Here is a 26,522-nt window from a genome sequence, read left to right as displayed (position 1 = left end):
ATCCATAAAAAAAGGCAGGCGCATGGCCTGCCTTTTTTCCAACGCGGCGTTTACGCCTGACGGGCGGTGGTCAGCAGCGCCGCAACCAGCACAAACAGCGAGCCGAAAATGCGGTTGAGCAGCGCCATCTGCTTGGGCGACTTGAGCCAGCCAGCGATGCGGCGGGCGAGGGTGGCGTAACCAATCATCACGATGATGTCCACTGCCACAGTAGTGACGCCGAGGATCAGGTACTGCGCGGCCTGCGGCTGGTGCGGCACAATGAACTGCGGGAAGAGGGCGGCGAGGAACACGATGCTCTTCGGGTTGGTCAGGTTGACCAGCACCGCCCGGCGGAACAGCTGGCGGCGCGGCATACTGCCGGCCAGCGCGTGCAGATCCATCGCGCCCGCGGCGCGCCATTGCTGGATGCCCAGCCACACCAGATAGGCGGCACCGAGCCACTTCAGCAGCTCAAAGGCCAGCAGCGACTGCGACAGCAGCGCGCCAAGGCCCACACCCACCAGCAGGATGTGGCTGGCCAGCCCCAGTTGCAGGCCGGCGATCGAGGCGGCGGCCCCGCGGTAGCCGTGGCTGATACTGGTGCTCATGGTGTTGATCGCTCCCGAGCCGGGCGACAGGCTGAGGATAAGGGTTGTTAGCAGGTAGGTTAACCACCACTCCAAGGTCATCGGCAATGCTCCCTGATTGCGCTGTTTTGTGCCACAATACGCTATTGCCGGAGGTTACGCTATGGCCGTTGAACGGCGCGTTTCATTGCACCATGAGTGGCTACGGACAGACGCTATGTCACACATCAAACAGAGCTGGCTGACACGTGAATTGGGCTTCGCGGCGTTCTCGACCGGCCCCCTGCTCGATTTCTGGCGCCATCGTCAGGAGGGGGAGTTTACCGGCGTCAACGGCGTGCCGATTCGCTATGTGCGTTTCCATGCGCCGCACCATGATCAGGTGGTGGTGGTGTCGCCCGGCCGCATCGAAAGCTACATGAAGTACCCCGAAGTGGCGTATGACCTTTTCCATTGCGGCTATGACGTGATGATCCTCGACCATCGCGGGCAGGGGCGATCCGGGCGGATGCTGGAAGACAGCCACCGTGGGCACGTCCACCTGTTCGACGACTATGTGGATGATCTCGCCACCTTCTGCGAAGAGGTGGTGGCACCGCTCGGCTATCGCCAAAAATACGCGCTGGCGCACTCGATGGGTGGGGCGATTCTGGCGCTCTATCTGGCGCGCCGCCGGCCAGCGGATACGCCGCCCTTCTTTGCCGCCGCGACGCTCTGTGCGCCGATGACCGGCATCACCCTGCCGATGCCGGGCTGGATGGTGCGCCGCATCCTGAACTGGGCGGAGGGCAACCCGGCACGGCGCGATTTCTATGCCATCGGCACCGGCCACTGGCAGCCACTGCCCTTTTTGGTCAACCGGTTAACCCATAGCCGTGAGCGCTACCAGCGCACCCTGCGCTACTACGCCGACTACCCGGAGCTGCGGGTGGGTGGGCCAACCTACCACTGGGTGCGGGAGGGCGTGCTGGCGGGCGAGCAGGTGCTGGCGAAGGCCAAAGATATTGATACTCCCCTGTTGCTGTTGCAGGCCAGTGAGGACCGGGTGGTGGATAACCGCTCGCAGCAGGCATTTTGTCAGGCGATGACGCAAGCGGGGCGGCCCTGCGAAGGGGGCAAGCCGCTGGTCATCAAGGGGGCGCGCCATGAGATCCTGTTTGAACGGGACGCCTTGCGCGCCCAGGCGCTGGACGCCACCCTGCGCTTTTTTGCGCGACACTCCCAATCTGGCGGCGCAGCTGCCCTTCATACCATCAGAGGTTAAAACAGACGCTATGTACCATGTTGTCGCATCCGATTTAGACGGCACGCTGCTCTCCCCGGACCACACCCTGACCCCGTACGCCAAGGAGACGCTGAAGCTGCTGACCCGCAAGGGTATCCACTTCGTTTTCGCCACTGGCCGCCACCACGTGGACGTGGGCCAGATCCGGGATAACCTGGAGATCAGCGCCTTTATGATCACCTCCAACGGCGCGCGCGTGCACAATACCGAGGGCGAGCTGATCTTCTCCCACAATCTGGACGGCGATATCGCCCGCGATCTCTACGGCATCGTGCACGATAACCCGGCGATCCTGACCAATGTCTACCGCAATGATGACTGGTTCATGAACCGTGACCGCCCGGATCAGGATGAGTTTTTCCAAGAGTCGGTGTTCAAATACACGCTGTTCGAACCGAGCCTGCTGGAGACCGACGGCATCTGCAAGGTCTACTTCACCAGTGAGGATCACGACGAACTGCTGCGGCTGGAGGAGGAGATCAACAGCCGCTGGGGCGAGCGAGTGAACGTCAGCTTCTCCTTCCCGACCTGTCTGGAAGTCATGGCGGGCGGCGTCTCCAAAGGCCATGCACTGGAGCAGGTGGCAGCGCTGGCGGGCTATTCGCTGGCGGACTGCATCGCCTTTGGTGACGGCATGAATGATTTCGAGATGCTGTCGGTGGCGGGCAAGGGCTGCCTGATGCGCAACGCGCACCAGCGCCTGAAAGATCAACTGCCGCATCTGGAGGTGATTGGCTCCAACGTTGATGACGCGGTGCCGCACTACCTGCGGGCGATGTACCTCGCCGAAGGGCAGTAAAAAAAAGGGCGCTCAGCGCCCTTTTTTATGGGACTCAGGCGATGCCCAGATGCGCCCAGAGATCGGCCAGCGTCATCTGCGCCAGCGCGATGCACTGGTCGGCCGCGCCGTAGTAGATCTTCAACTGATCGCCCTCAATCAGCGCACCGCAGGTGAACACCACATTGCCGAAAAAGCCGTGCACCTCATACTCCGCCTCTGGCTGCAACAGCGGGGTGGCGGATTTCGCCAGAATGCGCATCGGGTCATCCCGGTCGAGCAGCAGCGCGCCGAGGCAGTAGCGCTGCTGCTGATCCACGCCGTGGTAGATCTGCAACCAGCCATGTTCTGTCTCCAGCAGCGGCGCGCCGCCGCCGAGCTTCAGCGCGTCCCAGTCGCTGGCCGAGCCAGCCGGCAGGCGGCGGTGGTTGCCCCAGTGCAGCAGGTCTGGTGAGGCGCTGAGCCAGATCTCCGGCTTGCCGAAATACTTGGGCGAGGGGCGCGTCAGCGCCAGATATTCGCCATTGACGCGCTGTGGGAAGAAGCAGACGTCGCGGTTGTCCGGGCAGAGTATGACGCCGAGCCGCCGCACCTCGGTGAAATCCGCCGTCACTGCCAGCGCGGTGGCGATGCCGTAGGGCGACACCGCCGAGTAGTTGATGTAGTACAAGCCGTCGATCAGGCTGATGCGCGGATCTTCACAGCCAAACTGCTCATACTCGTTCTCCGGGAAGAGGAACGGCGCGTCATCAATATCAAAGTGCACGCCGTCACGGCTGCGTGCCAGCCGCAGGTGGGAGAGCGAGGTCAGCAGCGTCTCGGTGGGATCGGCCTTCAGCACGATGGCGCGCGGATCGCTGAACTCATAGCGCGGGTCGTGGCGGTTGAACGCCACGGTGTGCGGCCGCCAGACGCCCTCCTCATTCACCAGCCGCGGCACACAGATCTCATCCGGGTGCGAGGGAATAACGCTCTCGGCCACCCGTAGCAGCAGCAGCGTCTCCTCGCCGCGGCGCACCACGCCGGCATTAAACACACACTCGACCTTCATGCCCGGCCGGGTCGGCGGCACATCTTTCGGGGTAATCAGCGGATTAGCGGGATTGCGGATGATGTTCATGGCATACCTTTTTAATCAGGACGGAATTTTTTTCCAACTGGCGGCAGTCGGTGCCAAACAGCACCTGCTCGCCGTCGCCCCAGCTGGGGTTGGGCAGCGGGTCGCCGAAGTTGATGAAGATGTGCAGCGTCTCCGTGCGGTGCGTCCGGCAGAGCATCAGGCAGTCGCCGTGCCGTGCCAGCCGTAAATAGTCGCCACTCTGGAGCGCCGGGTGGCGGTTGCGCAGCGCAATCAGCGCCCGGTAGCGCTTAAGGATGGAGCCGGGCTGGCGGCGCAGCGCGCTGACCTGCGTGGTTGTGGCATTGCGGTGCACCGGCATCCAGGGGGTGACCGGCGAAAAACCGGCATGGGGACGGCTGTCCCACTGCATGGGCGAACGTGAGGCATCACGGGAGTGGACGATCGCCTCCGCCAGCGCCTCTGGGTGCGCCAGCCCGGCCGCCCGCGCCTGTTGGTAGTGGGTGATGCCCTGAACGTCCCGCAACTGGTCGAACGTCTCCGGCACAAAATCGGTCATGCCGATCTCCTCACCGTTATAGATAAACGGCACCCCCTTGGCGCTGATTTGCAGCGCGAACAGCGCGACGGCGCGATCGAGATCCTGCTCATGCTCGCCGAAGCGGCTGATCATGCGTGACATATCGTGGCTGGAGAAAAACAGCGTCGGCACGCCGGGCTGTTGCGTCTCCATTGCCACCAGTTGCTGGTGGATGTCGTGGACGCTGAAGGTCTTAAGGCTGCCGAGGTTGAAGTTGAACACCACATCCAGCAGGTCGCCGCCTTGGTAGCGGCACAGCTCCTCCAGCTTCTCGCTGCCCACCTCGCCAATCAGGAACGCCTCCTTGCGCTGGCGGATGTAGCGGCACAGCCGCGCAATCACTGCCGTCACCCCCGGCTGGTTGATGTCATGCTCATGGCGCTGCTCCCCCTCGCCCGGGGGGTTGTCGGGGCCGATGCCGTCGGTGGTGAGGAAGTTGATCACATCGAAGCGGAAGCCATCCACGCCGCGCGCCAGCCAGAAGTCGATCACCTGCTCAATCTCGCGCTCCACCTGCGGGTTGGCCCAGTTGAGATCTACTTGCTGCGGCGAAAACTTGTGGTAGTAGAAGGCATCGCCAGCGGGCGTGCGGCTCCACGCCGGGCCGCCAAAGAAGGAGTGCCAGTTGTTCGGCTGCGGCCGGAAGAAGAAGTACTCCCGGTAGCGGCTCTGCGGGTCGCTTAGCGCCTGTTGGAACCACGGGTGCGCGCTGGAGACGTGGTTGATCACCAGATCGATGATCACCCGGATATGGCGCTGATGGCACGCCTCCACCAGTTGGCTGAACAGCGCCAGATCGCCGAAGCGCGCATCGACGTTGCAGTAGTCGGAGATGTCATAACCGTTGTCCACCAGCGGCGACGGGTAGAAGGGGGTGATCCAGATACCGGCGATGCCTAGCTCCGCCAAATAGTCCAGCTTGCTCAGCAGGCCGTGGAAATCCCCCAGCCCGTCGCCATTGCCGTCACAGAAGGAGGGCAGGTAGATCTGGTAAAACACCCCTTTGCGCCACCACTTCACACTCTCTTGCATCACTGCCTCCTTACTTGAGCGTCAGCGCCATCCCTTGCAGGAAGTGCCGCCGGAACAGAATGAATAGGGTGACAATCGGCAGGGTCTGCACCACTGCGCCAGCCATCACCGGGCCAAGATAGATGCTGTAGGACTTGCTGAAAGTGGCAAGCAGCACCGAGAGCGGCATCTTTTGCGCATCCTGCACCACCACCAGCGGCCAGAGGAAATTGTCCCAGGCGGCGGTGAAGGTGAAGAGCGCGACAATCGCCAAAATCGACTTATTCAGCGGCACCATGATGTGCAGCAGGATCTTCGGGATCGAGGCATGATCCAGCCGCGCAGCGTAGAGGTAGTCATTCGGCGTGCCCTGAAAGCTCTGCGCCACCATGAAAATGCCCCAGGCATTCATCACGAACGGCAGGATCAGCGCGCCGTAGCTGTTCATCAGCCCCAGTTCACGCATCAGCACAAAGTGCGGGATGATGAACATGAACGCCGGGAAGACAATCTGCAAAATCAGCAGGTTCTTGAACGCCGCCCGGCCGGGGAAGGGCATTTTTGCCAGCGCGTACCCCACCAGCGCCGAGCTGACGGTGACGCAGGCGGTGATGCTTAGGGTGATGAACAGCGAGTTGAGCAGGGTGCGCAGGAAGGGCTTCTCCGCCTGCGCGGTGTCATCAAACAGGAAGCGGTAGTTATCAAAGGAGAAGTGGCCGCCGAGCAGGCTGGTGGTGTAGATGTCGGCGGTATCCTTCAGCGAGGAGAACAGCATCCAGAGGTAGGGGTAGAGCCAGGAGAGCGCCAGCAGCAGCATCACGGCGTGCAGCAGCAGCGAGGCGGGCGACAGGGCAGTCAGGCATTTTTTCATGGTCACACCTTCTCAATGTTCTTTTCCAGCAGCCGGCGCAGCAGCCAGATCAGGCCAAAGCTGACCAGCGCGACGATAATCGACATCATCGCCGCCCAGCCGGGCCGCATACGCCGGAAGGCCGCCTCATACATCACCACCATCGGCGTAGTGGTGCTGTCGAGCGGGCCACCGCCGGTGATCAGGTAGGGTTCGGTGAACAGCGCGAAGGCCACGGAGATGGCAAGCACCAACACCATCACGATCTGCGCGTTCATCATCGGCAGCGTCACGTAAAACAGCCGCTTGCAGGGGCCAGCGTGATCGAGGGCGGCGGCGTCCTCGATCTCCTTGGGCAGGGTGATCAGGCCGGAGTAGAAGATCAGCCCGTAGTACCCGACGAACTTCCAGGTGACGATCAGCGCAATCGACAGCATGGCGACGTCCGGCGAGGTGAACCACGGCACGCTGACGCCACACAGTTGCTGCAACAGCGTGTTGATGGGGCCGGACTCGCTGAAGAGTTTCGAGAACACCACCGAGTAGGCGACGCTGGAGGAGACGTTCGCCAGTAGGAAACTCAGGGCGATGAACGCCTTGCCGTAGCGGATCTTTTTCAGCCCGAAGGCAAACAGCAGCGAGGCGCTGAATACCACCGGCAGGTAGTAGAGCAGGAAGTGAAACACGTTACGCATCGCCCGCCAGAAGAGCGGGTCATGCAGCACCGCCAGAAAATTGCGCAGCCCACTGAAGGTGGGCAGGCCAATAAATTTCCAGTCAGTGACGCTCAATACGCACAGCCAAAAAATCGGGTAGAACCAAAACAACAGCGAATAGCCAAGATAACTGGAGGCCACCAGGCCCCCCAGCGTGGACTCTTTCAGGGCGAATTTCATATCACTGCGCCAAAATAGGGTCGACTTCCGCTGCCGACTGTTTTAAGGCGGCGGCAGGTGTCTGGTTGCTGAATATTGTCCGCTCGATCATTTGCGTCATGCTGCGCTGGACATCCACGGTATGAATAATGGCGGCGGGCGGTGTGGCGCGATCAATATAATTAACGATCTCTTTCACCAGCGGGTTATTGTCAAAATAGGCGATGAATTGCGGATTGGTCAGCAGGTCGTCACGCGCTGGCGGCATATTGGTTAATTCCAGCCAGCGCAAATCATATTTCGGGTTGCTATAGACCCATTGGATAAATTTCCACGCCGCCTCTTTTTTATCCGAGCTATTAAATAGCACCAGCCCTTTGCTGTCGGCCATGGTGGCCGGGTTGGGCTGGCCGCTGGCGGTCAGCATCGGCCCGATGCGGATGGTTTTCAGCACCTCAGGATAGTTGTCACGGTAGCGGATGATGTCCCACGGGCCGCGCACCGCACCAATCACCGCGCCGGTCAGCAGCGGGTCGTCAGCGGCGGTGAAGTCGTAGCTCGACCACTTGTTCAGGAACATGGTCTGGATGAAGGTCAGCGCCTGCAAGCCAGCCTCATTGTTGTACTGGGCGCGGTTGTCCGCCAGATAGGGCGTGCCACCGGAGGCGGCGTAGTAGAGCGGAATGAAGTCACACCAGCGATCCCACCAGTTCTTGCCAGCGGTCACCTGCATGGAGTAGCCCCGCCCCTGCGCGGCGTAGCGCTGTGACAGCCCGTAGACCTGCTCGTAGGTGGTTGGCACCTCGTCAAACCCCTGTTGCGCCAGGATGTCGCCGCGCCACCAGTAGACAATCGGGCTGACGTAGATTGGGATAACGCTCTGTTTGCCGTCGATTTTCCAGTTCGCCAGCGCAGGCTCCATCCGGCGCGCCTTCACCAGCGCGTCATAGCCCGCCAGCGTGGAGAAGTCAGTGAGCTGGTCCAGTTCGGTGAGTTGCGCGGCAAAGCCGATGAAAATGTTGGTGGAAATGTCCGGCTCAGTGCCGGAGGCCAGCGCGTTCATGATCGCCTCCTCCGAACTGCCAGCCGCCGGGATGGCGGAGAACTCAATGGGCGTATTGCCGGGAATGGCGTTCCAGTCGCGGATCACCTCGCCCCAAAATTGCTCCTGCGTGCGGTTGGGCGCCACCCACATTTTCAGCGGCTCGCTGGCCTGCTCCTCCTGCCCGCAGCCGCCAAGAAATAATAGGGCCGCGGACAGGGCGGCGTATTTTATTGCTGTGCGCAACATATATACTCCTTTAATAATAGCTAAGTGACTATATATTTATCTTTTTTATATTTAACGCCGGCGGGCCGCGCGTCTCTTTTTTTACGCTAGCACGCGGCTATTTAACTTTGGCGTTAAACCTGTCACAGAATTCATTTTGTTTATCGTTAAACTTTGCGGCGATAAATAAGCGGTAATTCAGGCTGAATTGCCGTTGCTCCCCAAGATAATAGTGGGCGGATTACTGCGCCCACTATTTTTGTGAAAGGTGGCCTGTATGCCGAATAAGAAAAAGGTGACGCTAAAATCCCTCGCCAAAGATCTGGGCGTTACCCATACCACGGTCTCCAATGCGTTTAACCGGCCGCACAAATTATCACCGGCGCTGCTTGAGCGCGTGCTGGCCCACGCGGCGGCAAACCACTACCACACGCCAGATCACCTTGGCCGCGCGCTGCGGACAGGCAAATCCGGCGCGATTGGCGTGATCTTCAATGACGCCCTGAGCTATGTCTTCACCGACCAGCATGATGTGCACCTGATGAACGGCATCGCCAATGCCTGCGAAAAGCAGGGGGCGAATATCGTGCTGATCCCGCTGAAACACAAAAGCCGGGCGAAGCTGTACTCGCTGAATGCGGCGGTGGATGGCTATATCCTCAACGCCACCTTCAACAATGACCGGATTATTGAGAAGGCGCTTAACAGGGGCCTGCCGATTGTCACCACCGATTTCCTCCTGCCGCCGCACAGTTGCGTCTCTATCGACAACCACGAGGCGATGCGCCAGCTCTGCCTGCACCTGCTGGAGTGCGGCCACCGTCAGGTCGGCATCATCTCCTTCCCGTCCCAGCAGGGGCGGCAGGGGCTTTCCGCGCTCGACGCGCCGCTGGAGGGCGACAACACCCTGATGCTGACGCGGGTGAACGCCTGCCGACGCACGCTGGTGGCGCACGGCATCGACCTCGCCGCCTGCTGGCTGTATGAGACGGAGCATGACGAGGCGCATGGCGCGCTGGCGGCGCAGGCGCTGATGGCGCAGTCACCGCGCCCGACCGCGCTGATCTGCCTGTCGGATCGCTTTGCCGTCGGCGCGGCGCGCGCCTGCCAGCAGGCCGGGCTGGCCATCCCACAGCAAATGGCGATCACCGGCTTCGACAACAACGCACCAGCGGGCACGCATCCCGGCCTGACCACCATCGCCCAGGATGCGGTCAAGAAAGGGGAGATTGCCGCCCGCCTGCTGTTAGAGGGGAAAAAAGGGGTGCGCCACACGCTGGAGTTTGAACTGATTGTGCGTGAGTCAACCCAGCCCGACGCGCGCCCTCTCTGAGCCGCTACGCATCGCCGGCGCGCGGTGCCGGCCGTTTTACAAGGATTTCACTATGTCAGGCGTCATACTGGATCGCGTCACCAAGTGCTACCAGAAGAGCACGGTGATTGAGGCACTCTCCCTTACCGTGCAGTCCGGCGAGTTTCTGGTGCTGGTCGGCCCCTCCGGCTGCGGCAAATCCACCCTGCTACGGATGATTGCCGGGCTGGAGGCGCTGACCTCCGGCGCGGTGTTCATCAATGGCAACGAGGTGACCCACCTGCCCGCTGGCCAGCGCGGGCTGTCGATGGTCTTCCAATCCTACGCGCTCTACCCGCACATGACGGTCAGGCAGAACCTCTCCTTCGGCCTGAAGAATCTGCACACCCCGGCGGCGGAGATTGAGCGCCGCGTGCAGGAGGCCACGCAGATGCTGGGGCTGGAAGCGGTGCTGGATCGCCTGCCGCAGCAGCTCTCCGGCGGGCAGCGGCAGCGGGTGGCGATTGGCCGCTCCATCGTGCAGCAACCGGCGGTATTCCTGTTTGATGAGCCGCTCTCCAACCTCGACGCCGCGTTGCGGGTGCAGATGCGCCAGGAGATTAGCCGCCTGCACGCCCGGCTGAAAAACACCATGATCTACGTGACCCACGATCAGGTGGAGGCGATGACGCTGGCCGACCGCATCGTGCTGCTCAACAAGGGGAAGGTGGAGCAAATAGGCACGCCGATTGAGCTGTATAACCGGCCGCAGAACACCTTTGTGGCGGAGTTCATCGGCACGCCGAAAATCAACCTACTGCCAGCCCACTGGCGCGACGGGCAGGTGCGGATCGACGGCCAGTCGCCGTTTACGCTGCGCCAGCCGCCAGCAAGCTTGCAGGCGGATCAGCGGCTGTGGGTCGGCATCCGGCCGGAGCATTTGCGGCTGGAGGGGGCGCACGATCTCACGCTGGCGGTGGAGGTGGAGTTCACCGAATTGCAGGGGGACGCCACGCTGGTCTACGCCCGCGCGGGCGAACTGGCGCTGAAACTCAAGACGCCACAGCAGGTGCGTTTCCCGGCGGGTACGACACTACAGGTTGGTGCGGAGGAGGCGAGCCTGTTGCTGTTTGATGAGGCGGGGGAGCGGCTGGAGTAAGCCAAAAAAAAAGGCGGGGAGATCCCCGCCCTGATGCACTGAGTGTCGTGTTACTTGAACTTCAGCGTATTGATGATCTGCTCTGCCTGACCCTGTGCCTGCTGCTGGTCATCCGCTGGCAGGGTGATTTGCAGGGTCATCAGGTGGCTGTCCACTTTCGCCAGCAGCACGGAGGAGTAGGCCTTCTTGCCGCTGGTGGAGATCACGCTGTCAAGCTGTTGGACGGGCTGCCCATCCACCGTGATGCTCTTGTTGGTGACCACCTGCAAGTCCGGATCGCGGGAGCGTTGCTGCTCCTCCAGACGTTTTGACAGCGCGTCCAGCGCGTCCGGGCTGTTGTCGCTCAACAGCACGATGATCGCCTTCTGCCCACTCTCATCGGCATAGACATGCATGTTGTTGGCCTGGGTGCCCATCTTGCCGCTCTGGTCGCTCATGTCACCCGGCATGGTGAAGGTGACGTTGCCGTTCAGCAGCGAAACCTGCTGGCCAGCCGCGGTCTGGGTAGTGGTCTGGTCGGCATCCGGTGCCGCGCTGGCTTTCTCATCGCTGTTGCCATCACAGGCCGCGAGGCCCGTCACCAACAGGCCGATACCGACATATTTTACGAGTTTACGCATAGGGCTTCCTTCTTAATCATGAGTCCATGACTTTCGGCCCTTATCGCACCTGATTCAGTACCGAAAAGCAAGTCAGACTTTTGCGCAAACTGCCTGATAATCAATGCGCCCGCACATACTGCTGACCGCCGCTGCGGCTCAGACGCTTCAGCAGCGTATTCAGCAGCATCCCGTACATCGGCAGGAAGAAGACCAGACAGATCAGCACTTTGAAACTATAGTCCACCAGCGCGATCTCCACCCAGTGATCCGCCATAAAGGCGTCGCTGCTTTTGTAAAACGCAATGAAGAAGAAGGCCAGGGTGTCGCTGATGTTGCCGAAGAACATCGACGCCGCCGGGGCAATCCACCAACTGTGGCGCTGGCGCAGGCGGTTGAAGACGTAGACGTCCAGAATCTGCCCGAGCACATAGGCCATAAAGCTGGCGATGGCGATGCGCGCCACAAACAGGTTGAAGTCGGTCACCGCGTTCAGCCCCTGCCAGTTGCCTTGGTAGAAGACCACCGAGATGAGGTAGGAGATAAGCAATGCTGGCACCATCACCGCGAGGATAATCCGTCGCGCCAGCGGCGCGCCAAAGATGCGCACGGTCAGGTCAGTCGCCAGGAAGATGAACGGGAAGGTGAACGCGCCCCAGGTGGTGTGGAAGCCGAAAATGTCGATCGGCAGCTGCACCAGATAGTTGCTGGAGGTAATGATCAGGATGTGGAACAGGGAAAGCCAAACCAGCGCGCGATGACGCTGCTGGAGGGTAAAGTCGTACATAAATGTCGCCTTTTTAGTGATGGGGTGAGGGAACCCAGTATTCATGCCCGGCCAGCCAATCAGGCCAGACGCTCGTGCCGCCGCCACAGGATGTCGCGGCGCGGCGCGCATATTACCTGTTTGCGCAACTGATGCAAATGGTTAAATTCCGCGCAATCGTTCACGCAGCTTGCACCAGATTTTTGCCGGGGTAAACTGTTTGCCTTGCCGATCGCGGCCTGACGCCGCATCCCGCCCGCCGTAATTGAGAGAAACCCATGACAGATGCATTTACCCAGGCCGATAAGACGCTGGACGCGCTGGGCCTGCGCTGCCCGGAACCGGTAATGATGGTGCGCAAAGCGGTGCGCCATATGGAAGAGGGCCAGACCCTGCTGATTATCGCTGACGATCCGGCCACCACCCGTGACATTCCCGGCTTCTGCCGGTTTATGGAGCACACCCTGCTGGCGTCGGAGACGGAGAGCCTGCCCTACCGCTATCTGCTGCGAAAGGGCGCGGCGTGAGGAGGGGGCCTGCCGCCGCGCGGCAGGCCGGGGTGTCACAGCACCATTGAACGCACGATCATGAAGTGGCCGCCAAAGTAGCAGGCGGCCACCAGCGCATCCGCCGCGCGGAAGTTCCAGCGGAAGCGGTGCACCAGCCAGAGGATGGTGGAGAGCAGCAGCAGCGAGGTGCCGACCAGCACCGAGAAGCTGAAATCATTGCTGCGCATGTAGTACTGCTCGCCCGCCAGCCACACCATCAGCAGCGTCATCGCCACAAAGGTGGAGACCGGCCAGCGCAGCTCCTCCAGCCGCGTCCAGATCACCGCCAGCAGGATCACCCCAATCGCCACCAGCGCCAGCGGCAGCGGCCAGAACAGCGTGATGGTCATCTGGGTGGCGAAACTCAGGGTGTAGAAGAGGTGGGAGAGGAAGAACGCCCCCAGCGCATACATCACGCGCGCCTTCGGCAACTGCATCAGCGCGTCGCCCGCCAGCGTGGCGATCAGCCCCATGATAATCAGGTAGCCGTAGACCGACAGGATTGGCGTCTGCAACGCCAGCAGTAACAGTAACAACAGCGTGACCGGCTTAAACAGCCAGCGTTGCCAGTCCGGGCCGCGATAACTGGCATCCACATACAGCCAGGCCGAAAAAAATACCGCAAGTAAAGGCCAACTCATTTGCTTCCCTCTTAACGTTTATGTTTTTTCACCTTACAGCCGCGCCGGGCGACTGCATTTCCCTCTGCCGGATAAGTGTAGGGGAAAGCGCCACGGGCGGACAATCGGATTCCCGGATGTTTCCTGCACAGGGCTTCGTGCTATGTTACGGAAAGTGAAAAATTTCCGGCGCGGCGCGTACCGGCCAGTGCAGGCGAGGTGAGAGCATGAGTGAACAGCAACCGCTATACCGCATCCAGTTCATGAACAACGGCAAAAACTACCAGCTCTACGTGCGTGAGGTGGTGCAGGGTACGCTGTTTGGTTTTATTGAGATTGGCGGGTTCGTGTTTGACAGCCACTCCACGCTGCTGGTGGATCCGTCAACGGAGCGGCTGAAGACCGAGTTCAGTGGCGTCAACCGCAGCTACATCCCGTTACAGGCGGTGATCCGCATCGATGCGGTCACCGAGCGGGGCAGCGCCCGCATCTCGGAGCTGGGCGACAACGTCGCCCCCTTCCCGATCCTGCCGGGGAAAAAGTAAGCGCGTTACTTCTTTTTCGGCAGGGCAGGCTGCTTCTTCTGCCAGGCCAGCAGTTCAAACACCCCGAACAGGAAAATGCGGAATTGCTGCGCCTTGCCAATCGCCGGGCCATCTTTCGGCTGCGTGGATTTCAGCAGCGTCAGCTGCAACCCATGCATCAGGATCATGAAGATCATCGCCACATTCAGGAAAATGTTCAGCGGCTTGGGGAAGGGGTGGATCACGTTGGACAACAAAAACGCCCACACGCACAGCATCAGCACGCGGCCAATATTAATCAACATCTGCATACTCCTCTGGGGCCAGTGACGCGCCGGGCGTCTGGCGAACATAGAGCCGGTAGGCGACCTGCCCGGCAATCTTCTCACGGTGCAACTGCCAGTCAGCGGGCACGTCCAGGGCCTCGCCCTCCGCTTCGGCCTCAATATAGATCCACGCCTCCTCTGCCAGCCAGCCCTGTTCCGCCAGCAAAGTGACGGTCTGCGCCAGAATGCCCTTGCGGAACGGCGGATCGAGGAACACCACGTCGTAGGGCGTGCCGCTCTGCGCCAGCCAGGTGAGGGCGTTGGTGTTCACGACCTGTGCCTCTTCCGCCCGCAGCAGTGCCAGGTTCTTCTCCAGTTGCTGCGCCACCGGGCGCTCAAACTCCAGCAGGGTGGCGTGGCCGGCATAGCGCGAGAGCGCTTCCAGCCCCAGCGCGCCGCTACCGGCGAAGCAGTCGAGGCAGCGCGCGCCACGGATCACCGGTGCCAGCCAGTTGAACAGCGTTTCACGCACGCGGTCGGTGGTCGGGCGCAGGCCGGGGCTATGCGGGACAGGAAGTTTGCGGCCACGCCACTGTCCGCCAATGATGCGGATTTGCCCGGCCGGGGCGGATTGCGGTTTCTTTGCCATATCTCGTTTCAATTTTCAGCGGCCGAAGCGGCGTCGCTCACATACAGTTTGGTGGGCTATTCTACCGGTGTGAAGGTTTAGGGCAAATGTTTCGCCGTGCCGGCCAAATCCGCCGGATTGCCGCGCCGGGAGCGTGTTGCTGTGAAAAGAAAGTGTTAGACTGCCGGGTTTATAACTTTTTAATGTCCTGACGCCCTGCAACAACGGCGAGGAGTGAAGTCGAAAAATGGCAAAAGAGAAAAAACGCGGGTTTTTCTCCTGGTTTGGTCGCAACCGTCAGGAAGAGAAAACCGAGCAGGAAGAGGCCGTCGCCTCCCAGGAAGCACAGGCTGAACCTGAAGCGGTAACGCCAGAGGCTGACGCCCCGGTAACCACACCTGAAGCGCCCGTTGCCGAACCAGAGGCAGCGGTGGTTGAGCCAGAGGCACCGGTCGCGGAGCCAGAGGCAGTGGTTGAGAAGGCGGAGCGCATCGAGCCGACGCCGCGGGAGGAGGCCCCGGAGGCCGTGGCCGCAGAGCCAGCCCCGGAAGAGGCATTGGCGCAGGAGATTGTGGCGATCACCGAGCAGGTGGCCGCTGAGCAGGAGGTCGCCCACCAACCGGTGGAGGAGACCGAGGCGGCGATCCCGGCCCTGGCGGAAGATCGTGGCGAGCCGCTGACCGAGGCGCAGATCGAAGAGGATCAAGCCCCGCTAACGCTCGCGCCGATCGTGCCAGCGGACGTGGTGCCGCAGGAGCAGGAGCGCCCGACCAAAGAGGGCTTCTTCGCGCGCCTGAAACGCAGCTTGGTGAAGACCCGCCAGAACCTTGGCTCCGGCTTTATGGGCCTGTTCCGTGGCAAAAAGATTGATGACGACCTGTTCGAGGAGCTGGAAGAGCAGCTGCTGATCGCCGACGTGGGCGTGGAGACCACCCGCCGCATCATCACCTCCCTGACCCAGCACGCCAGCCGCAAGGAGCTGAAAGATGCCGAGCAGCTCTACGGCAAGCTGAAAGAGGAGATGGCGGAGATCCTGGCGAAGGTTGACCAGCCGCTGGATGTCACCTCGCACACGCCGTTCGTGATCCTGATGGTCGGCGTCAACGGCGTCGGCAAAACCACCACCATCGGCAAGCTGGCGCGCCAGTTTGAGGCACAGGGCAAGTCGGTGATGCTGGCGGCGGGCGACACCTTCCGCGCGGCGGCGGTGGAGCAGCTTCAGGTCTGGGGCCAGCGCAACAATATCCCGGTGGTGGCGCAGCACACCGGCGCGGACTCTGCCTCGGTAATCTTCGACGCCCTGCAAGCGGCCAAGGCGCGCAAAATCGACGTGCTGATTGCCGACACCGCGGGCCGTCTGCAAAACAAAGCGCACCTGATGGAAGAGCTGAAGAAGATTGTCCGCGTCATGAAAAAGCTGGACGAGAACGCGCCCCACGAGGTTATGCTCACGCTGGACGCCAGCACCGGGCAGAATGCTGTCAGCCAGGCGAAGCTGTTCAACGAGGCCGTAGGCCTGACCGGCATCACCCTGACCAAACTGGATGGGACGGCGAAGGGTGGGGTGATCTTCTCCATCGCCGACCAGTTCGGCATTCCGATCCGCTACATCGGCGTCGGTGAGAGCATTGAGGATTTGCGGCCCTTCAAGGCCGACGATTTTATTGAGGCACTTTTTGCCCGAGAGGATTAATACGGATGATTCGCTTTGAACAGGTCAGTAAAGCCTATCTCGGCGGCCGGCAAGCGTTGCAGGGGGTGGATTTCCACCTCCGTCCGGCGGAGATGGCGTTCCTCACCGGCCACTCCGGGGCCGGCAAGAGCACGCTGCTCAAGCTGATTTGCGGCATTGAGCGGCCCAGCGCGGGCCATATCTGGTTCGGCGGGCACGACATCAGCCGCCTCAAGGCGCGCGAGGTGCCCTTCCTGCGCCGCCAGATCGGTATGATTTTCCAGGATCACCACCTGCTGATGGATCGCACGGTGTATGACAATGTGGCGATGCCGCTGATCATCGCCGGCGCCAGCAGCGAGGACATCCGCCGCCGCGTCTCCGCGGCGCTGGACAAGGTCGGGCTGCTGGACAAAGCGAAAAACTTTCCCATCCAACTCTCCGGCGGTGAGCAGCAGCGCGTCGGCATCGCCCGCGCGGTGGTCAACAAGCCGGCGGTGCTGCTGGCGGATGAGCCAACCGGCAACCTGGATGAGGCGCTCTCCGAAGGCATTTTGCGCCTGTTCGAGGAGTTCAACCGGGTGGGCGTGACGGTACTGATGGCGACCCACGACATGGGGCTGATCGCCCGCCGCAACTACCGCATCCTGACCCTGACGCAGGGGCGGATGCACGGGGGGCCGCATCATGGCGAGTAATCCAAAGGGCACCGGCGGCGTGAAGAGCGCCGAGGCGGCACGCAGCGCCAAGAGCAAATCCCTGCGCGGCGGCTGGCATGAGCAGTGGCGCTACGCGTGGGCCAATGCGCTGTCAGACATGCTGCGCCAGCCGCTGGCGACGCTGCTGACCATCATGGTGATCGCCATCTCGCTGACGCTGCCGAGCGTCTGCTATCTGGTGTGGAAGAACGTCAGCACCGCGGCGGAGCAGTGGTATCCGACGCCGCAACTGACGGTCTACCTCGACAAGGCGCTGGATGATGACGCGGCCGAAAGCGTGATCAAGGCGCTGAAAGCCGAGGGCGGCGTGGAGAAGGTCAACTACCTGACGCGTGACGAGGCGATGGGCGAGTTCCGCAACTGGTCAGGCTTCGGCGGCGCGCTGGACATGCTGGAGGAGAACCCGCTGCCAGCGGTGGCGATCATCACGCCGAAACTCAACTTCCAGAGCCAGGAGACGCTCAACACCCTGCGCGACCGCGTGGCGGCGGTGCAGGGCGTGGATGAGGTGCGGATGGATGACAGCTGGTTCGCCCGGCTGGCGGCCCTGACCGGGCTGGTGGGCCAGGTGGCGGCGATGATCGGCATCCTGATGATCGTGGCGGTGTTCCTGGTGATCGGCAACAGCGTGCGGCTCAGCATCTTCAGCCGCCGTGACACCATCAACGTGATGAAGCTGATTGGCGCGACCGACGGCTTTATCCTGCGCCCGTTCCTCAACGGCGGGGCGCTGCTCGGCTTGTTCGGCGCGCTGCTCTCGCTCGGCCTCTCTGAGGCGCTGGTGCTGCGGCTGGAGAGCGTAGTGGTGCATGTGGCGTCGGTGTTCGGCACCACCTTTACCCTGCATGGCCTGAGCTGGGATGAGGGTCTGCTGCTGCTGTTGATCGCCGCGATGATCGGCTGGATCGCCGCGTGGTTAGCAACCGTGCAACATTTACGCCGTTTTACACCACAATAGTGATTTTTTGATATACTCTTCCCCTGCTGCTCTGATCGTGCAGGCAGGGGAAGCGCCTTCGGGTTCCTGACCTTTCCGGCATTTCCCTTCGCACGTTTTCCCTATCTATCCTTTACGCCATCACGTATGGTCTGTTATCTGAAGAGGATCTTCAGGGAACTTGTGACCTGGATCACGGTCAAAAAGAGAGCAAATGTAAGGGTGCCCGTCTGCGGCGACGTAAAGCGATCAATAAAGCCCGGCGGCCAATCAACCTGCATGAACGTTCCAATTAAGAGAGGGTTTGAATGACCAAAGAGATGCAAACTTTAGCCTTAATTCCCCAAGGTAGCCTGGAAGCCTATGTGCGGGCCGCCAATGCCTTCCCGATGCTGACGGCAGAGGAAGAGCGGGAGCTGGCTGAACGGCTGCATTATCAGGGCGACTTGGAAGCGGCGAAGCAGCTTATCCTGTCTCACCTGCGCTTTGTCGCTCACATTGCTCGTAACTATTCAGGGTACGGTTTGCCGCAGGCTGACCTTATCCAGGAAGGCAACATCGGCCTGATGAAGGCAGTGCGCCGTTTCAACCCAGAGGTGGGCGTGCGACTGGTGTCGTTCGCGGTTCACTGGATCAAGGCGGAGATCCACGAGTACGTGCTGCGCAACTGGCGCATTGTAAAAGTGGCGACCACCAAGGCGCAGCGCAAGCTGTTCTTCAACCTGCGCAAAACCAAGCAGCGTCTGGGCTGGTTCAACCAGGATGAAGTGGAGCTGGTGGCGCGCGAACTGGGTGTCTCCAGCAAAGATGTGCTGGAGATGGAGTCCCGCATGGCGGCGCAGGACATGACCTTTGACCCGACGCCGGATGACGAAGCGCGCGACGGCCAGCCGATGGCACCGATGCTCTACCTGCAAGACAAAAGCTCTGACTTTGCCGAGGGCATCGAAGAGGATAACTGGGAGAGCAACGCGGCCGACAAACTCAGCTACGCGCTGGAGGGGTTGGATGAGCGTTCCCAGGACATTATCCGCGCCCGCTGGCTGGACGACGACAACAAGTCCACGTTGCAGGAGCTGGCCGACAAGTACGGCGTCTCCGCCGAGCGTGTGCGCCAGCTGGAGAAGAACGCCATGAAGAAACTGAAGATGGCGATCGAGGCCTGACGCCTGCCAGAGACAAAAAAGCCCGGCTTGCCGGGCTTTTTTATTGCCGTTTTTCAGGCCGCTGGGGCAGCGGGATCGCGCGTCCAGCCATCGCCCTCCGCCCGGAAGCCGCAGGCCAGCATAAACGCCTGCATCGTTGTATCCCCACTCGCTCCCTCCACCCGCCAGTGGCGCACCGTTGGCAGTTGCCGCTGCACCTCCTCCAGCAGATAGCGCCCGACACCGCGCCGCCGGGTGACCTCACGCACGCAGAGATCGCGCATCACGCCGCGATCGCCCGTCCACTCCACCTTCACCGCTGCCAGCAGCCGCGCATTGAAGCGGGCGGCGAACAGCGCACCCGCTGCCTGCCACTGCTCTGGCGTCTGGTGCGGCCAAATTTTGGCTAAATCGAGCCGATCCTGCTGGCTCAATGGGCCAATCCGTTCAATGCTTAATCTCATGCTCTCCCAACCCTGAAAGTGCCGTGGCTGCTCAATGACAATACTGTACAAAAACTGCGCATTACGTTTTTTTCTGCGCGCATTTTCGGAGTTATAGATCACCGCCTGCGGCAAAAGCCAGCATAAGCGACCATACTGATCGCAAGGTGCGCGAATTTACTCCGAATTTTATTCTGTTTATACCGCTTGTTTCTGAGTTCTCGATTTGATTTGCAGAAGAAAATTCCTGTTTAATGGCATGAAAAATAAAGTCTTATTACAAAAAGATGCCGAAAAAAACACTAAATCCTTCATCCGTATAGATAAATGATACGAGTGCAGTGTCTTTCGGCGGCAAACACAACGATGAGATCACGAGGGGTAGTTCGGATGAAATTGACCAAAACGGGCAAGGCAGTGCTGGCAGGATGCATGGCAATGGCAATGACACAGGCCGCGCTGGCGGAAGACATTAAGGTGGCGATCGTCGGGGCGCTCTCCGGCCCGGTCGCGCAGTATGGCGATATGGAGTTCACCGGCGCGCGCCAGGCGATTGCCGACATCAACGCCAAGGGCGGGGTGAAGGGCGACAAACTGGTGGGCGTGGAGTATGACGACGCCTGCGACCCGAAACAGGCGGTGGCGGTCGCCAACAAGGTGATCAATGACGGCATCCGTTATGTCATCGGCCACCTCTGCTCCTCCTCCACCCAGCCCGCCTCGGACATCTACGAGGATGAGGGCATCATCATGATCACACCGGCGGCGACCAACGCCGACCTGACGACGCGCGGCTACAAGATGATCATGCGCACCACCGGCCTGGACTCCGATCAGGGGCCGACGGCGGCGAAGTACATCGTGGACACCATCAAGCCGCAGCGTATCGCCGTGGTGCATGACAAACAGCAGTATGGCGAGGGGCTGGCGCGCTCGGTGCAGGATAGCCTGAAGAAGGCCGGTGCCAACATCGTGCTGTTTGAGGGGGTTACCGCCGGTGACAAAGACTTCTCCACACTGGTGGCGCGCCTGAAGAAAGAGAACGTCGATTTCGTCTACTTTGGCGGCTACTACCCGGAGATGGGCCAGATCCTGCGCCAGTCCCGGCAGGCCGGGCTGAACGCCAAGTTCATGGGGCCGGAAGGGGTGGGCAACTCCTCGCTGTCGAACATCGCGGGCGCGGCGTCCGAAGGGATGCTGGTGACCCTGCCGAAACGCTATGACCAGGTGCCGACCAACCAGCCGATCGTGGACGCGCTGAAGGCGAAGAAACTCGACCCGACTGGCCCGTTCGTCTGGACCACCTACGCGGCGCTGCAATCGCTGACCACCGGCATGGAGCGCAGCGGCAGCCGCGAGCCAGAGGATATCGTCAAGGATCTGAAAGCCAAGCCGGTTGATACGGTAATGGGTTCGCTGAGCTGGGATGAGAAGGGCGACCTGAAAGGGTTCGAATTCGGCATCTTCCAGTGGCACGCGGACGGCACGTCTACCCCAGTTAAATAAGCCCCGTTATCGCTGGATGCGGCGGGCAGGCAGGCCAGGGAGGGGCGCGGCGAACCGCGCCCCTCTTGTCTCTGCCGCCTGCGGCGCTCCGGCTAAGGTCAGAGTATGTCAGAGCAGTTTCTCTACTTCTTGCAACAGATGTTCAACGGCGTGACGTTGGGCAGCACCTACGCGCTGATCGCCATCGGCTACACCATGGTCTATGGCATCATCGGCATGATCAACTTCGCCCACGGCGAGGTCTACATGATCGGCAGCTACGTCTCCTTTATCGTGATCGCCGCGCTGATGATGATGGGCATTGATACCGGCTGGCTGCTGATTGGCGCGGGCTTTATCGTCGCCATCGTCATCGCCAGCACCTACGGCTGGGGCATTGAGCGCGTCGCCTACAAACCGGTACGCAACTCTAAGCGCCTGATCGCGCTGATCTCCGCCATCGGCATGTCGATCTTCCTGCAAAACTACGTCAGCCTGACGCAAGGCTCGCGGGATCTGGCGCTGCCCAGCATCGTCACCGGCAAGTGGACGCTGGGCGAGAGCAATGGCTTCGCCGCCACCATCAGCGCGATGCAGATCATCATCTGGGTGGTGACCTTCCTCGCCATGCTGGCGCTGACGCTGTTCATCCGCTACTCCCGCATGGGGCGCGCCTGCCGCGCCTGCGCCGAGGATTTGAAGATGGCCAGCCTGCTGGGCATCAGCACCGACCGCGTCATCTCGCTCACCTTCGTGATTGGCGCGGCGATGGCGGCGGTGGCGGGCGTGCTGCTCGGCCAGTTCTATGGCGTGATTAACCCCTACATCGGCTTTATGGCTGGCATGAAGGCCTTCACCGCCGCGGTACTCGGCGGCATCGGCAGCATTCCCGGCGCGATGATTGGCGGGCTGATCCTTGGCATCGCCGAGGCGCTCACCTCCGCCTACCTGAGCACGGAGTACAAGGATGTGGTCTCCTTTGCGCTGCTGATTGTGGTGCTGCTGGTGATGCCGACCGGCATCCTTGGCCGCCCGGAGGTTGAGAAAGTATGAAGAACCTCAATCTGGTCAATGCGCTGGTCTCCGCGCTGGCGCTGCTGGTGATGGCTTCGCTGCTGATGGGGCTGCAATTGAGCCTCGATGGCACGCGGCTGGTGGTCAATGGCGCGTCGGACGTGCGCTGGGAGTGGATCGGCATCGGCTGCGCCGTGGTGTTCCTGTTCCAACTGTTCCGCCCGCTGCTGAGCCGTGGCATGAAGCGCGGCAACGCGCCCGCCTTTGTGCTGCCAAGCTTTGATGGCTCCACGCCGAAACAGAAAGCGCTGGCGCTGCTGCTGCTGGTGGCGGCCATCGCCTGGCCGTTTTTGGTGTCACGCGGCACGGTGGACATCGCCACCCTGACGCTGATCTACGTGATGCTCGGGCTGGGCCTTAACGTGGTGGTCGGCCTGTCGGGCCTGCTGGTGCTCGGCTACGGCGGCTTCTACGCCATCGGGGCCTACACCTATGCGCTGTTGAACCACTACTACGGGCTGGGCTTCTGGCAGAGCCTGCCGCTGGCGGGGCTGATCAGCGCCGGCTTTGGCTTCCTGCTCGGCTTCCCGGTGCTGCGGCTGCGCGGCGACTATCTGGCGATCGTCACCCTCGGCTTCGGCGAGATCGTGCGCATCCTGCTGCTGAACAATACCGAGATCACCGGCGGGCCGAACGGCATCAGCCAGATCCCGAAACCGACGCTGTTTGGGCTGGAGTTCAGCCGCACGGCGCGCGACGGCGGCTGGGACACCTTCAGCAATTTCTTCGGCCTGCGCTATGACCCCAGCGATCGCATCATCTTCCTCTACATGGTGGCGCTGCTGCTGGTGGTGCTGACGCTGTTTATCATCAACCGCCTGCTGCGGATGCCGCTGGGGCGCGCGTGGGAAGCGCTGCGTGAGGATGAGATCGCCTGCCGCTCGCTCGGGCTTAGCCCGACGCGCATCAAGCTGACCGCCTTCACCATCAGCGCCGCCTTCGCGGGCTTCGCGGGCACGCTGTTTGCGGCACGGCAGGGCTTTGTCAGCCCGGAGTCCTTCACCTTCGCCGAGTCGGCCTTTGTGCTGGCGATTGTGGTGCTGGGCGGTATGGGCTCGCAGTTTGCGGTGATTCTGGCGGCCATCCTGCTGGTGGTGTCACGCGAGCTGATGCGCGATTTGAATGAGTACAGCATGTTGGTGCTGGGTGCCTTGATGGTGCTGATGATGATCTGGCGGCCACAGGGGCTGCTGCCGATGAAACGGCCACAGTTGAAGATGAAGGCGACGGCGCTGCAACAGGCGGCGCAGGCCGGTGAGAAGGGAGAGCGAGCATGAGCGGCCAACCTTTACTGCAAGTGGATGGGCTGATGATGCGTTTTGGCGGCCTGCTGGCGGTCAACAACGTGGCGCTGACCCTCAATCAGGGCGAGATCGTGTCATTGATCGGGCCGAACGGCGCGGGCAAAACCACGGTGTTCAACTGCCTGACCGGCTTCTACCGCCCGACCGGTGGCACCATCCGGCTGCGCGACCAGCAACTGGCCGGGCTGCCGGGGCAGAAGATCGCCCGCATGGGCATTGTGCGTACCTTCCAGCATGTGCGGCTGTTCCGTGAGATGACGGTGATTGAGAACCTGCTGGTGGCACAGCACCAGCATCTGAAGAGCGGCGTGCTGGCCGGGCTGCTGAAGACCCCCAGTTTCCGCCGTGCCGAGGCGGAGGCGCAGGAGCGCGCCGCCGTCTGGCTGGAGCGCGTCGGCCTGCTGGATCTGGCGAACCGCCAGGCTGGCAATCTGGCCTACGGCCAGCAACGGCGGCTGGAGATCGCCCGCTGCATGGTGACGCGGCCAGAGGTGCTGATGCTGGATGAGCCGGCCGCTGGCCTCAACCCGAAAGAGACCGATGAGCTGGATGAGCTGATCGCCGAGCTGCGCAACCACCACAACGTCTCCGTGCTGCTGATTGAGCACGACATGAAGCTGGTGATGGGCATCTCCGACCGCATCTACGTGGTCAACCAAGGGACGCCGCTGGCGCAGGGCACCCCGGCTGAGGTGCGCAACAACCCGGATGTGATCCGGGCTTATCTGGGCGAAGCCTAAGGGCGAGGAAGAGAGAACATGCTGTCGTTAAACCAAGTTTCCGCCCACTACGGCAAGATTCAGGCGCTGCACAACGTCAGCCTGCATATTGAGAAGGGTGAGATCGTCACGCTGATTGGCGCGAACGGCGCGGGCAAAACCACGCTGCTCGGCACGCTGTGCGGCGAGCCGCGCGCCAGCACCGGCCGCATCCTGTTTGAGGGCAAGGACATCACCGATTGGCAGACCGCGCAGATCATGCGCGAGGCCATCGCCATCGTGCCGGAGGGACGACGCGTCTTCTCCCGCATGACGGTGGAGGAGAACCTGGCGATGGGCGGCTTTTTTGTCGCCCGTGAGCACTACCGCGAGCGGCTGGCACGCGTCTACGCACTTTTCCCGCGCTTACAGGAGCGGCAGGCGCAGCGCGCGGGCACCATGTCCGGCGGCGAGCAGCAGATGCTGGCGATTGGCCGCGCGCTGATGAGCCAGCCGAAGCTGCTGTTATTGGATGAGCCGTCGCTGGGGCTGGCACCGATCATCATCCAGCAGATCTTTGACACCATCCAACAGCTGCGCGAGGAGGGGATGACCATCTTCCTGGTGGAGCAGAACGCCAATCAGGCGCTGAAGCTGGCCGATCGCGGCTATGTGCTGGAGAACGGCCACGTGGTGCTCGAAGACAGCGGCGACGCGCTGCTGGCCAACGAGGCGGTGCGCAGCGCCTACCTCGGCGGCTAACCGCACGCCATTCACCGGGGGCCGCTGGCCCCCTTTTTTCTGCCCTCCCGTCACGCCCTTTTCCCGCCGCGCTGCCATCTAACCGTCACCCGCACTTCACTCGTCTGTCACTTTATCGTCATTTATTGGTTATTTTTCTGTCATTTTCCCATGTCATGTTAGCTCCGGTTAAAAAATATGTCAGCGCATGAGGGGCTTAGCGCGCCCGGCGCACACCGACCTTTTCAGGAGACAGGCATGTTCATTTCCCTCACGTTTTCTCGCCGTATCAAAACCGCCGCCCTTGCCACCGCCGTGTCACTGGCCTGTAGCGCCAACGCGCTGGCCGTCACCACCATCCCGTTCTGGCACTCTATGGAGGGCGAATTGGGCGTGGAGGTGGACTCGCTGGCAGACCGCTTCAACCAGTCCCACCCCGAGGTGAAGATCGTCCCGGTCTACAAGGGGAACTATGAGCAGAGCCTGGCGGCTGGCATCGCCGCGTTCCGCTCCGGCAATGCGCCCGCCATCCTCCAGGTGTATGAGGTCGGCACCGCCACCATGATGGCCAGCAAGGCGATTAAACCGGTATACCAGGTCTTCAGTGACGCTGGCGTGCCCTTCGATGAGACCGTGTTCGTGCCAACCGTCTCCGGCTACTACACCGACGCCAAGAGCGGCCACCTGCTCTCCCAGCCGTTCAACAGCTCCACCCCGGTGCTCTACTACAACAAAGACGCCTTCAAAAAAGCCGGGCTGGACCCGGAGCAGCCGCCGAAAACCTGGCAGCAACTGGCCGAGTACACCACCAAATTGCGCGCCGCCGGTATGCAGTGCGGTTACGCCAGCGGTTGGCAGGGCTGGATCCAGATTGAGAACTTCAGCGCCTGGCACGGCCTGCCGGTGGCCACCAAGAACAACGGCTTCGACGGCACCGACGCCGTGCTGGAGTTCAACAAGCCGGAGCAGGTCAAGCACATCCAGATGCTGGCTGACCTGAACAAATCGGGCGGCTTCACCTACTACGGCCGCAAGGATGAGTCCACCGCCAAGTTCTACAACGGCGACTGCGCCATCACCACCGCCTCCTCCGGCTCGCTGGCGGACATCCGCCACTACGCCAAATTTAACTACGGCGTCGGCATGATGCCGTATGACGCCGACGTCAAGGGCGCGCCGCAGAATGCCATCATTGGCGGGGCCAGCCTGTGGGTGATGAATGGCAAGGATGACGCCACTTACAAGGGCGTGGCGCAGTTCATGCAGTTCCTGACCCAGCCAGAGATCGCCGCCGAGTGGCACCAGAAGACCGGCTACCTGCCGATCACCACCGCCGCCTACGACCTGACCCGCCAGCAGGGCTTCTATGACAAGAACCCCGGCGCGGACATCGCCACCCGCCAGATGCTGAACAAGCCGCCGTTGCCGTTCACCCGTGGCCTGCGCCTCGGCAACATGCCGCAGATCCGCACCATCGTGGATGAGGAGCTGGAGAGCGTCTGGACTGGCAAGAAAACCTCGCAGCAGGCACTGGACAGCGCCGTGCAGCGTGGCAACGTGCTGCTGCGTCGCTTCGAAGCCTCCACCAAGTAACGCAAGGAGAGGCT

Annotated in this window: 28 protein-coding genes; 16 read left to right on the top strand and 12 right to left on the bottom strand. The window is 61.6% G+C overall.

The features are described from left to right. Nucleotides 1–50: 50 nt before the first annotated feature. A complete protein-coding gene (gene rhtB / locus C1N62_RS16520) occupies nt 51–671 on the bottom strand; it encodes a homoserine/homoserine lactone efflux protein (protein ID WP_137764650.1) in 621 nt (206 codons plus the stop codon). Between the two features lie 115 nt (nt 672–786). Here rhtB and pldB point away from each other — a divergent pair, with 115 nt between their 5' ends. Continuing rightward, nucleotides 787–1,833 (top strand): lysophospholipase L2, encoded by a 1,047-nt coding sequence (gene pldB / locus C1N62_RS16515; protein WP_137764649.1) that lies wholly within the window; start codon nt 787–789, stop codon nt 1,831–1,833. Between the two features lie 10 nt (nt 1,834–1,843). Beyond that, nucleotides 1,844–2,653, top strand: a complete 810-nt coding sequence (gene yigL, locus C1N62_RS16510; RefSeq protein ID WP_137764648.1) for a sugar/pyridoxal phosphate phosphatase YigL — start codon at nt 1,844–1,846, stop codon at nt 2,651–2,653. 34 nt (nt 2,654–2,687) lie between these two features. Here the strand turns inward: yigL and C1N62_RS16505 are convergent, their stop codons facing one another. From C1N62_RS16505 to C1N62_RS16485, 5 genes are read right to left on the bottom strand one after another with little or no spacing between them, the layout of a single operon-like run. After that, entirely contained in the window at nt 2,688–3,746 is a 1,059-nt protein-coding gene (locus tag C1N62_RS16505; protein ID WP_137765045.1) for a glycoside hydrolase family 130 protein, read from the bottom strand. Beyond that, on the bottom strand, nt 3,727–5,322 hold the full coding sequence (locus tag C1N62_RS16500) for an alpha-amylase family glycosyl hydrolase (RefSeq protein WP_137764647.1): 1,596 nt from the start codon (nt 5,320–5,322) through the stop codon (nt 3,727–3,729). Before C1N62_RS16500 ends, C1N62_RS16505 begins: the two co-directional genes overlap by 20 nt. Nucleotides 5,323–5,332: 10 nt before the next feature. After that, entirely contained in the window at nt 5,333–6,172 is an 840-nt protein-coding gene (locus C1N62_RS16495) for a carbohydrate ABC transporter permease (RefSeq protein ID WP_137764646.1), read from the bottom strand. 2 nt (nt 6,173–6,174) lie between these two features. After that, entirely contained in the window at nt 6,175–7,047 is an 873-nt protein-coding gene (locus C1N62_RS16490; protein WP_137764645.1) for a carbohydrate ABC transporter permease, read from the bottom strand. 1 nt (nt 7,048) lies between these two features. Then, nucleotides 7,049–8,317, bottom strand: coding sequence for an ABC transporter substrate-binding protein (locus tag C1N62_RS16485; RefSeq protein ID WP_137764644.1), 1,269 nt, complete (start codon nt 8,315–8,317; stop codon nt 7,049–7,051). Nucleotides 8,318–8,573: 256 nt separating this feature from the next. On the opposite strand from C1N62_RS16485, the gene C1N62_RS16480 reads away from it, so the two are divergent. Continuing rightward, complete coding sequence (locus C1N62_RS16480) at nt 8,574–9,629, top strand: LacI family DNA-binding transcriptional regulator (protein ID WP_137764643.1); 1,056 nt, start codon at nt 8,574–8,576, stop codon at nt 9,627–9,629. 52 nt (nt 9,630–9,681) lie between these two features. Continuing rightward, nucleotides 9,682–10,746 (top strand): ABC transporter ATP-binding protein, encoded by a 1,065-nt coding sequence (locus tag C1N62_RS16475; RefSeq protein ID WP_137764642.1) that lies wholly within the window; start codon nt 9,682–9,684, stop codon nt 10,744–10,746. Between the two features lie 50 nt (nt 10,747–10,796). Here C1N62_RS16475 and C1N62_RS16470 read toward each other — a convergent pair whose 3' ends face one another. Then, entirely contained in the window at nt 10,797–11,366 is a 570-nt protein-coding gene (locus C1N62_RS16470) for a DcrB family lipoprotein (protein ID WP_137764641.1), read from the bottom strand. Between the two features lie 100 nt (nt 11,367–11,466). Continuing rightward, the gene (locus C1N62_RS16465) at nt 11,467–12,132 is read right to left on the bottom strand and encodes a 7-cyano-7-deazaguanine/7-aminomethyl-7-deazaguanine transporter (RefSeq protein ID WP_137764640.1); all 666 of its coding nucleotides are present in this window, start codon (nt 12,130–12,132) and stop codon (nt 11,467–11,469) included. Between the two features lie 257 nt (nt 12,133–12,389). Here C1N62_RS16465 and tusA point away from each other — a divergent pair, with 257 nt between their 5' ends. Next, on the top strand, nt 12,390–12,638 hold the full coding sequence (gene tusA, locus C1N62_RS16460; RefSeq protein WP_137764639.1) for a sulfurtransferase TusA: 249 nt from the start codon (nt 12,390–12,392) through the stop codon (nt 12,636–12,638). Between the two features lie 35 nt (nt 12,639–12,673). Here the strand turns inward: tusA and C1N62_RS16455 are convergent, their stop codons facing one another. Then, the gene (locus C1N62_RS16455; RefSeq protein ID WP_137764638.1) at nt 12,674–13,300 is read right to left on the bottom strand and encodes a lysoplasmalogenase; all 627 of its coding nucleotides are present in this window, start codon (nt 13,298–13,300) and stop codon (nt 12,674–12,676) included. Between the two features lie 206 nt (nt 13,301–13,506). On the opposite strand from C1N62_RS16455, the gene C1N62_RS16450 reads away from it, so the two are divergent. Continuing rightward, nucleotides 13,507–13,824 carry a DUF1820 family protein gene (locus C1N62_RS16450; protein WP_137764637.1) on the top strand — a complete coding sequence of 106 codons (318 nt, stop codon included), beginning with the start codon at nt 13,507–13,509 and terminating at the stop codon, nt 13,822–13,824. A gap of 5 nt (nt 13,825–13,829) precedes the next feature. Here C1N62_RS16450 and C1N62_RS16445 read toward each other — a convergent pair whose 3' ends face one another. Further along, nucleotides 13,830–14,108 carry a DUF1145 family protein gene (locus C1N62_RS16445; RefSeq protein WP_137764636.1) on the bottom strand — a complete coding sequence of 93 codons (279 nt, stop codon included), beginning with the start codon at nt 14,106–14,108 and terminating at the stop codon, nt 13,830–13,832. Then, nucleotides 14,098–14,718: a 16S rRNA (guanine(966)-N(2))-methyltransferase gene (gene rsmD, locus C1N62_RS16440; RefSeq protein ID WP_137764635.1), complete on the bottom strand. Its 621-nt coding sequence runs from the start codon at nt 14,716–14,718 to the stop codon at nt 14,098–14,100. Before rsmD ends, C1N62_RS16445 begins: the two co-directional genes overlap by 11 nt. A gap of 226 nt (nt 14,719–14,944) precedes the next feature. Between rsmD and ftsY the strand changes: the two genes are divergently transcribed. From ftsY to rpoH, 4 genes are all read left to right on the top strand, one after another. Continuing rightward, nucleotides 14,945–16,390, top strand: a complete 1,446-nt coding sequence (gene ftsY, locus C1N62_RS16435) for a signal recognition particle-docking protein FtsY (protein WP_137764634.1) — start codon at nt 14,945–14,947, stop codon at nt 16,388–16,390. Nucleotides 16,391–16,395: 5 nt separating this feature from the next. Then, nucleotides 16,396–17,067 (top strand): cell division ATP-binding protein FtsE, encoded by a 672-nt coding sequence (gene ftsE / locus C1N62_RS16430; protein WP_137764633.1) that lies wholly within the window; start codon nt 16,396–16,398, stop codon nt 17,065–17,067. Further along, nucleotides 17,057–18,046 carry a permease-like cell division protein FtsX gene (gene ftsX / locus C1N62_RS16425; protein ID WP_137764632.1) on the top strand — a complete coding sequence of 330 codons (990 nt, stop codon included), beginning with the start codon at nt 17,057–17,059 and terminating at the stop codon, nt 18,044–18,046. Before ftsE ends, ftsX begins: the two co-directional genes overlap by 11 nt. 287 nt (nt 18,047–18,333) lie before the next feature. Continuing rightward, complete coding sequence (gene rpoH, locus C1N62_RS16420; RefSeq protein WP_137764631.1) at nt 18,334–19,191, top strand: RNA polymerase sigma factor RpoH; 858 nt, start codon at nt 18,334–18,336, stop codon at nt 19,189–19,191. 53 nt (nt 19,192–19,244) lie between these two features. Here the strand turns inward: rpoH and panM are convergent, their stop codons facing one another. After that, a complete protein-coding gene (panM, locus tag C1N62_RS16415; protein ID WP_137764630.1) occupies nt 19,245–19,634 on the bottom strand; it encodes an aspartate 1-decarboxylase autocleavage activator PanM in 390 nt (129 codons plus the stop codon). 369 nt (nt 19,635–20,003) lie between these two features. On the opposite strand from panM, the gene C1N62_RS16410 reads away from it, so the two are divergent. The 6 genes from C1N62_RS16410 to ugpB all read left to right on the top strand — a co-directional run bounded on the left by C1N62_RS16410 (nt 20,004) and on the right by ugpB (nt 26,508). Beyond that, nucleotides 20,004–21,119 carry a branched-chain amino acid ABC transporter substrate-binding protein gene (locus tag C1N62_RS16410; protein ID WP_137764629.1) on the top strand — a complete coding sequence of 372 codons (1,116 nt, stop codon included), beginning with the start codon at nt 20,004–20,006 and terminating at the stop codon, nt 21,117–21,119. Between the two features lie 105 nt (nt 21,120–21,224). Then, nucleotides 21,225–22,151, top strand: a complete 927-nt coding sequence (gene livH, locus C1N62_RS16405; protein ID WP_137764628.1) for a high-affinity branched-chain amino acid ABC transporter permease LivH — start codon at nt 21,225–21,227, stop codon at nt 22,149–22,151. Beyond that, on the top strand, nt 22,148–23,449 hold the full coding sequence (locus tag C1N62_RS16400; RefSeq protein ID WP_137764627.1) for a high-affinity branched-chain amino acid ABC transporter permease LivM: 1,302 nt from the start codon (nt 22,148–22,150) through the stop codon (nt 23,447–23,449). Before livH ends, C1N62_RS16400 begins: the two co-directional genes overlap by 4 nt. Continuing rightward, a complete protein-coding gene (gene livG / locus C1N62_RS16395) occupies nt 23,446–24,216 on the top strand; it encodes a high-affinity branched-chain amino acid ABC transporter ATP-binding protein LivG (RefSeq protein ID WP_137764626.1) in 771 nt (256 codons plus the stop codon). Before C1N62_RS16400 ends, livG begins: the two co-directional genes overlap by 4 nt. Nucleotides 24,217–24,234: 18 nt before the next feature. Continuing rightward, nucleotides 24,235–24,936: a high-affinity branched-chain amino acid ABC transporter ATP-binding protein LivF gene (gene livF / locus C1N62_RS16390; protein WP_137764625.1), complete on the top strand. Its 702-nt coding sequence runs from the start codon at nt 24,235–24,237 to the stop codon at nt 24,934–24,936. 237 nt (nt 24,937–25,173) lie between these two features. Further along, the gene (gene ugpB, locus C1N62_RS16385; protein WP_137764624.1) at nt 25,174–26,508 is read left to right on the top strand and encodes a sn-glycerol-3-phosphate ABC transporter substrate-binding protein UgpB; all 1,335 of its coding nucleotides are present in this window, start codon (nt 25,174–25,176) and stop codon (nt 26,506–26,508) included. Nucleotides 26,509–26,522: the final 14 nt, after the last annotated feature.

Source organism: Nissabacter sp. SGAir0207, from assembly GCF_005491205.1.
In the GTDB taxonomy this organism is placed as follows: Bacteria; Pseudomonadota; Gammaproteobacteria; order Enterobacterales; family Enterobacteriaceae; genus Chimaeribacter.
This window is presented reverse-complemented; position numbering and strand designations above follow the sequence as displayed.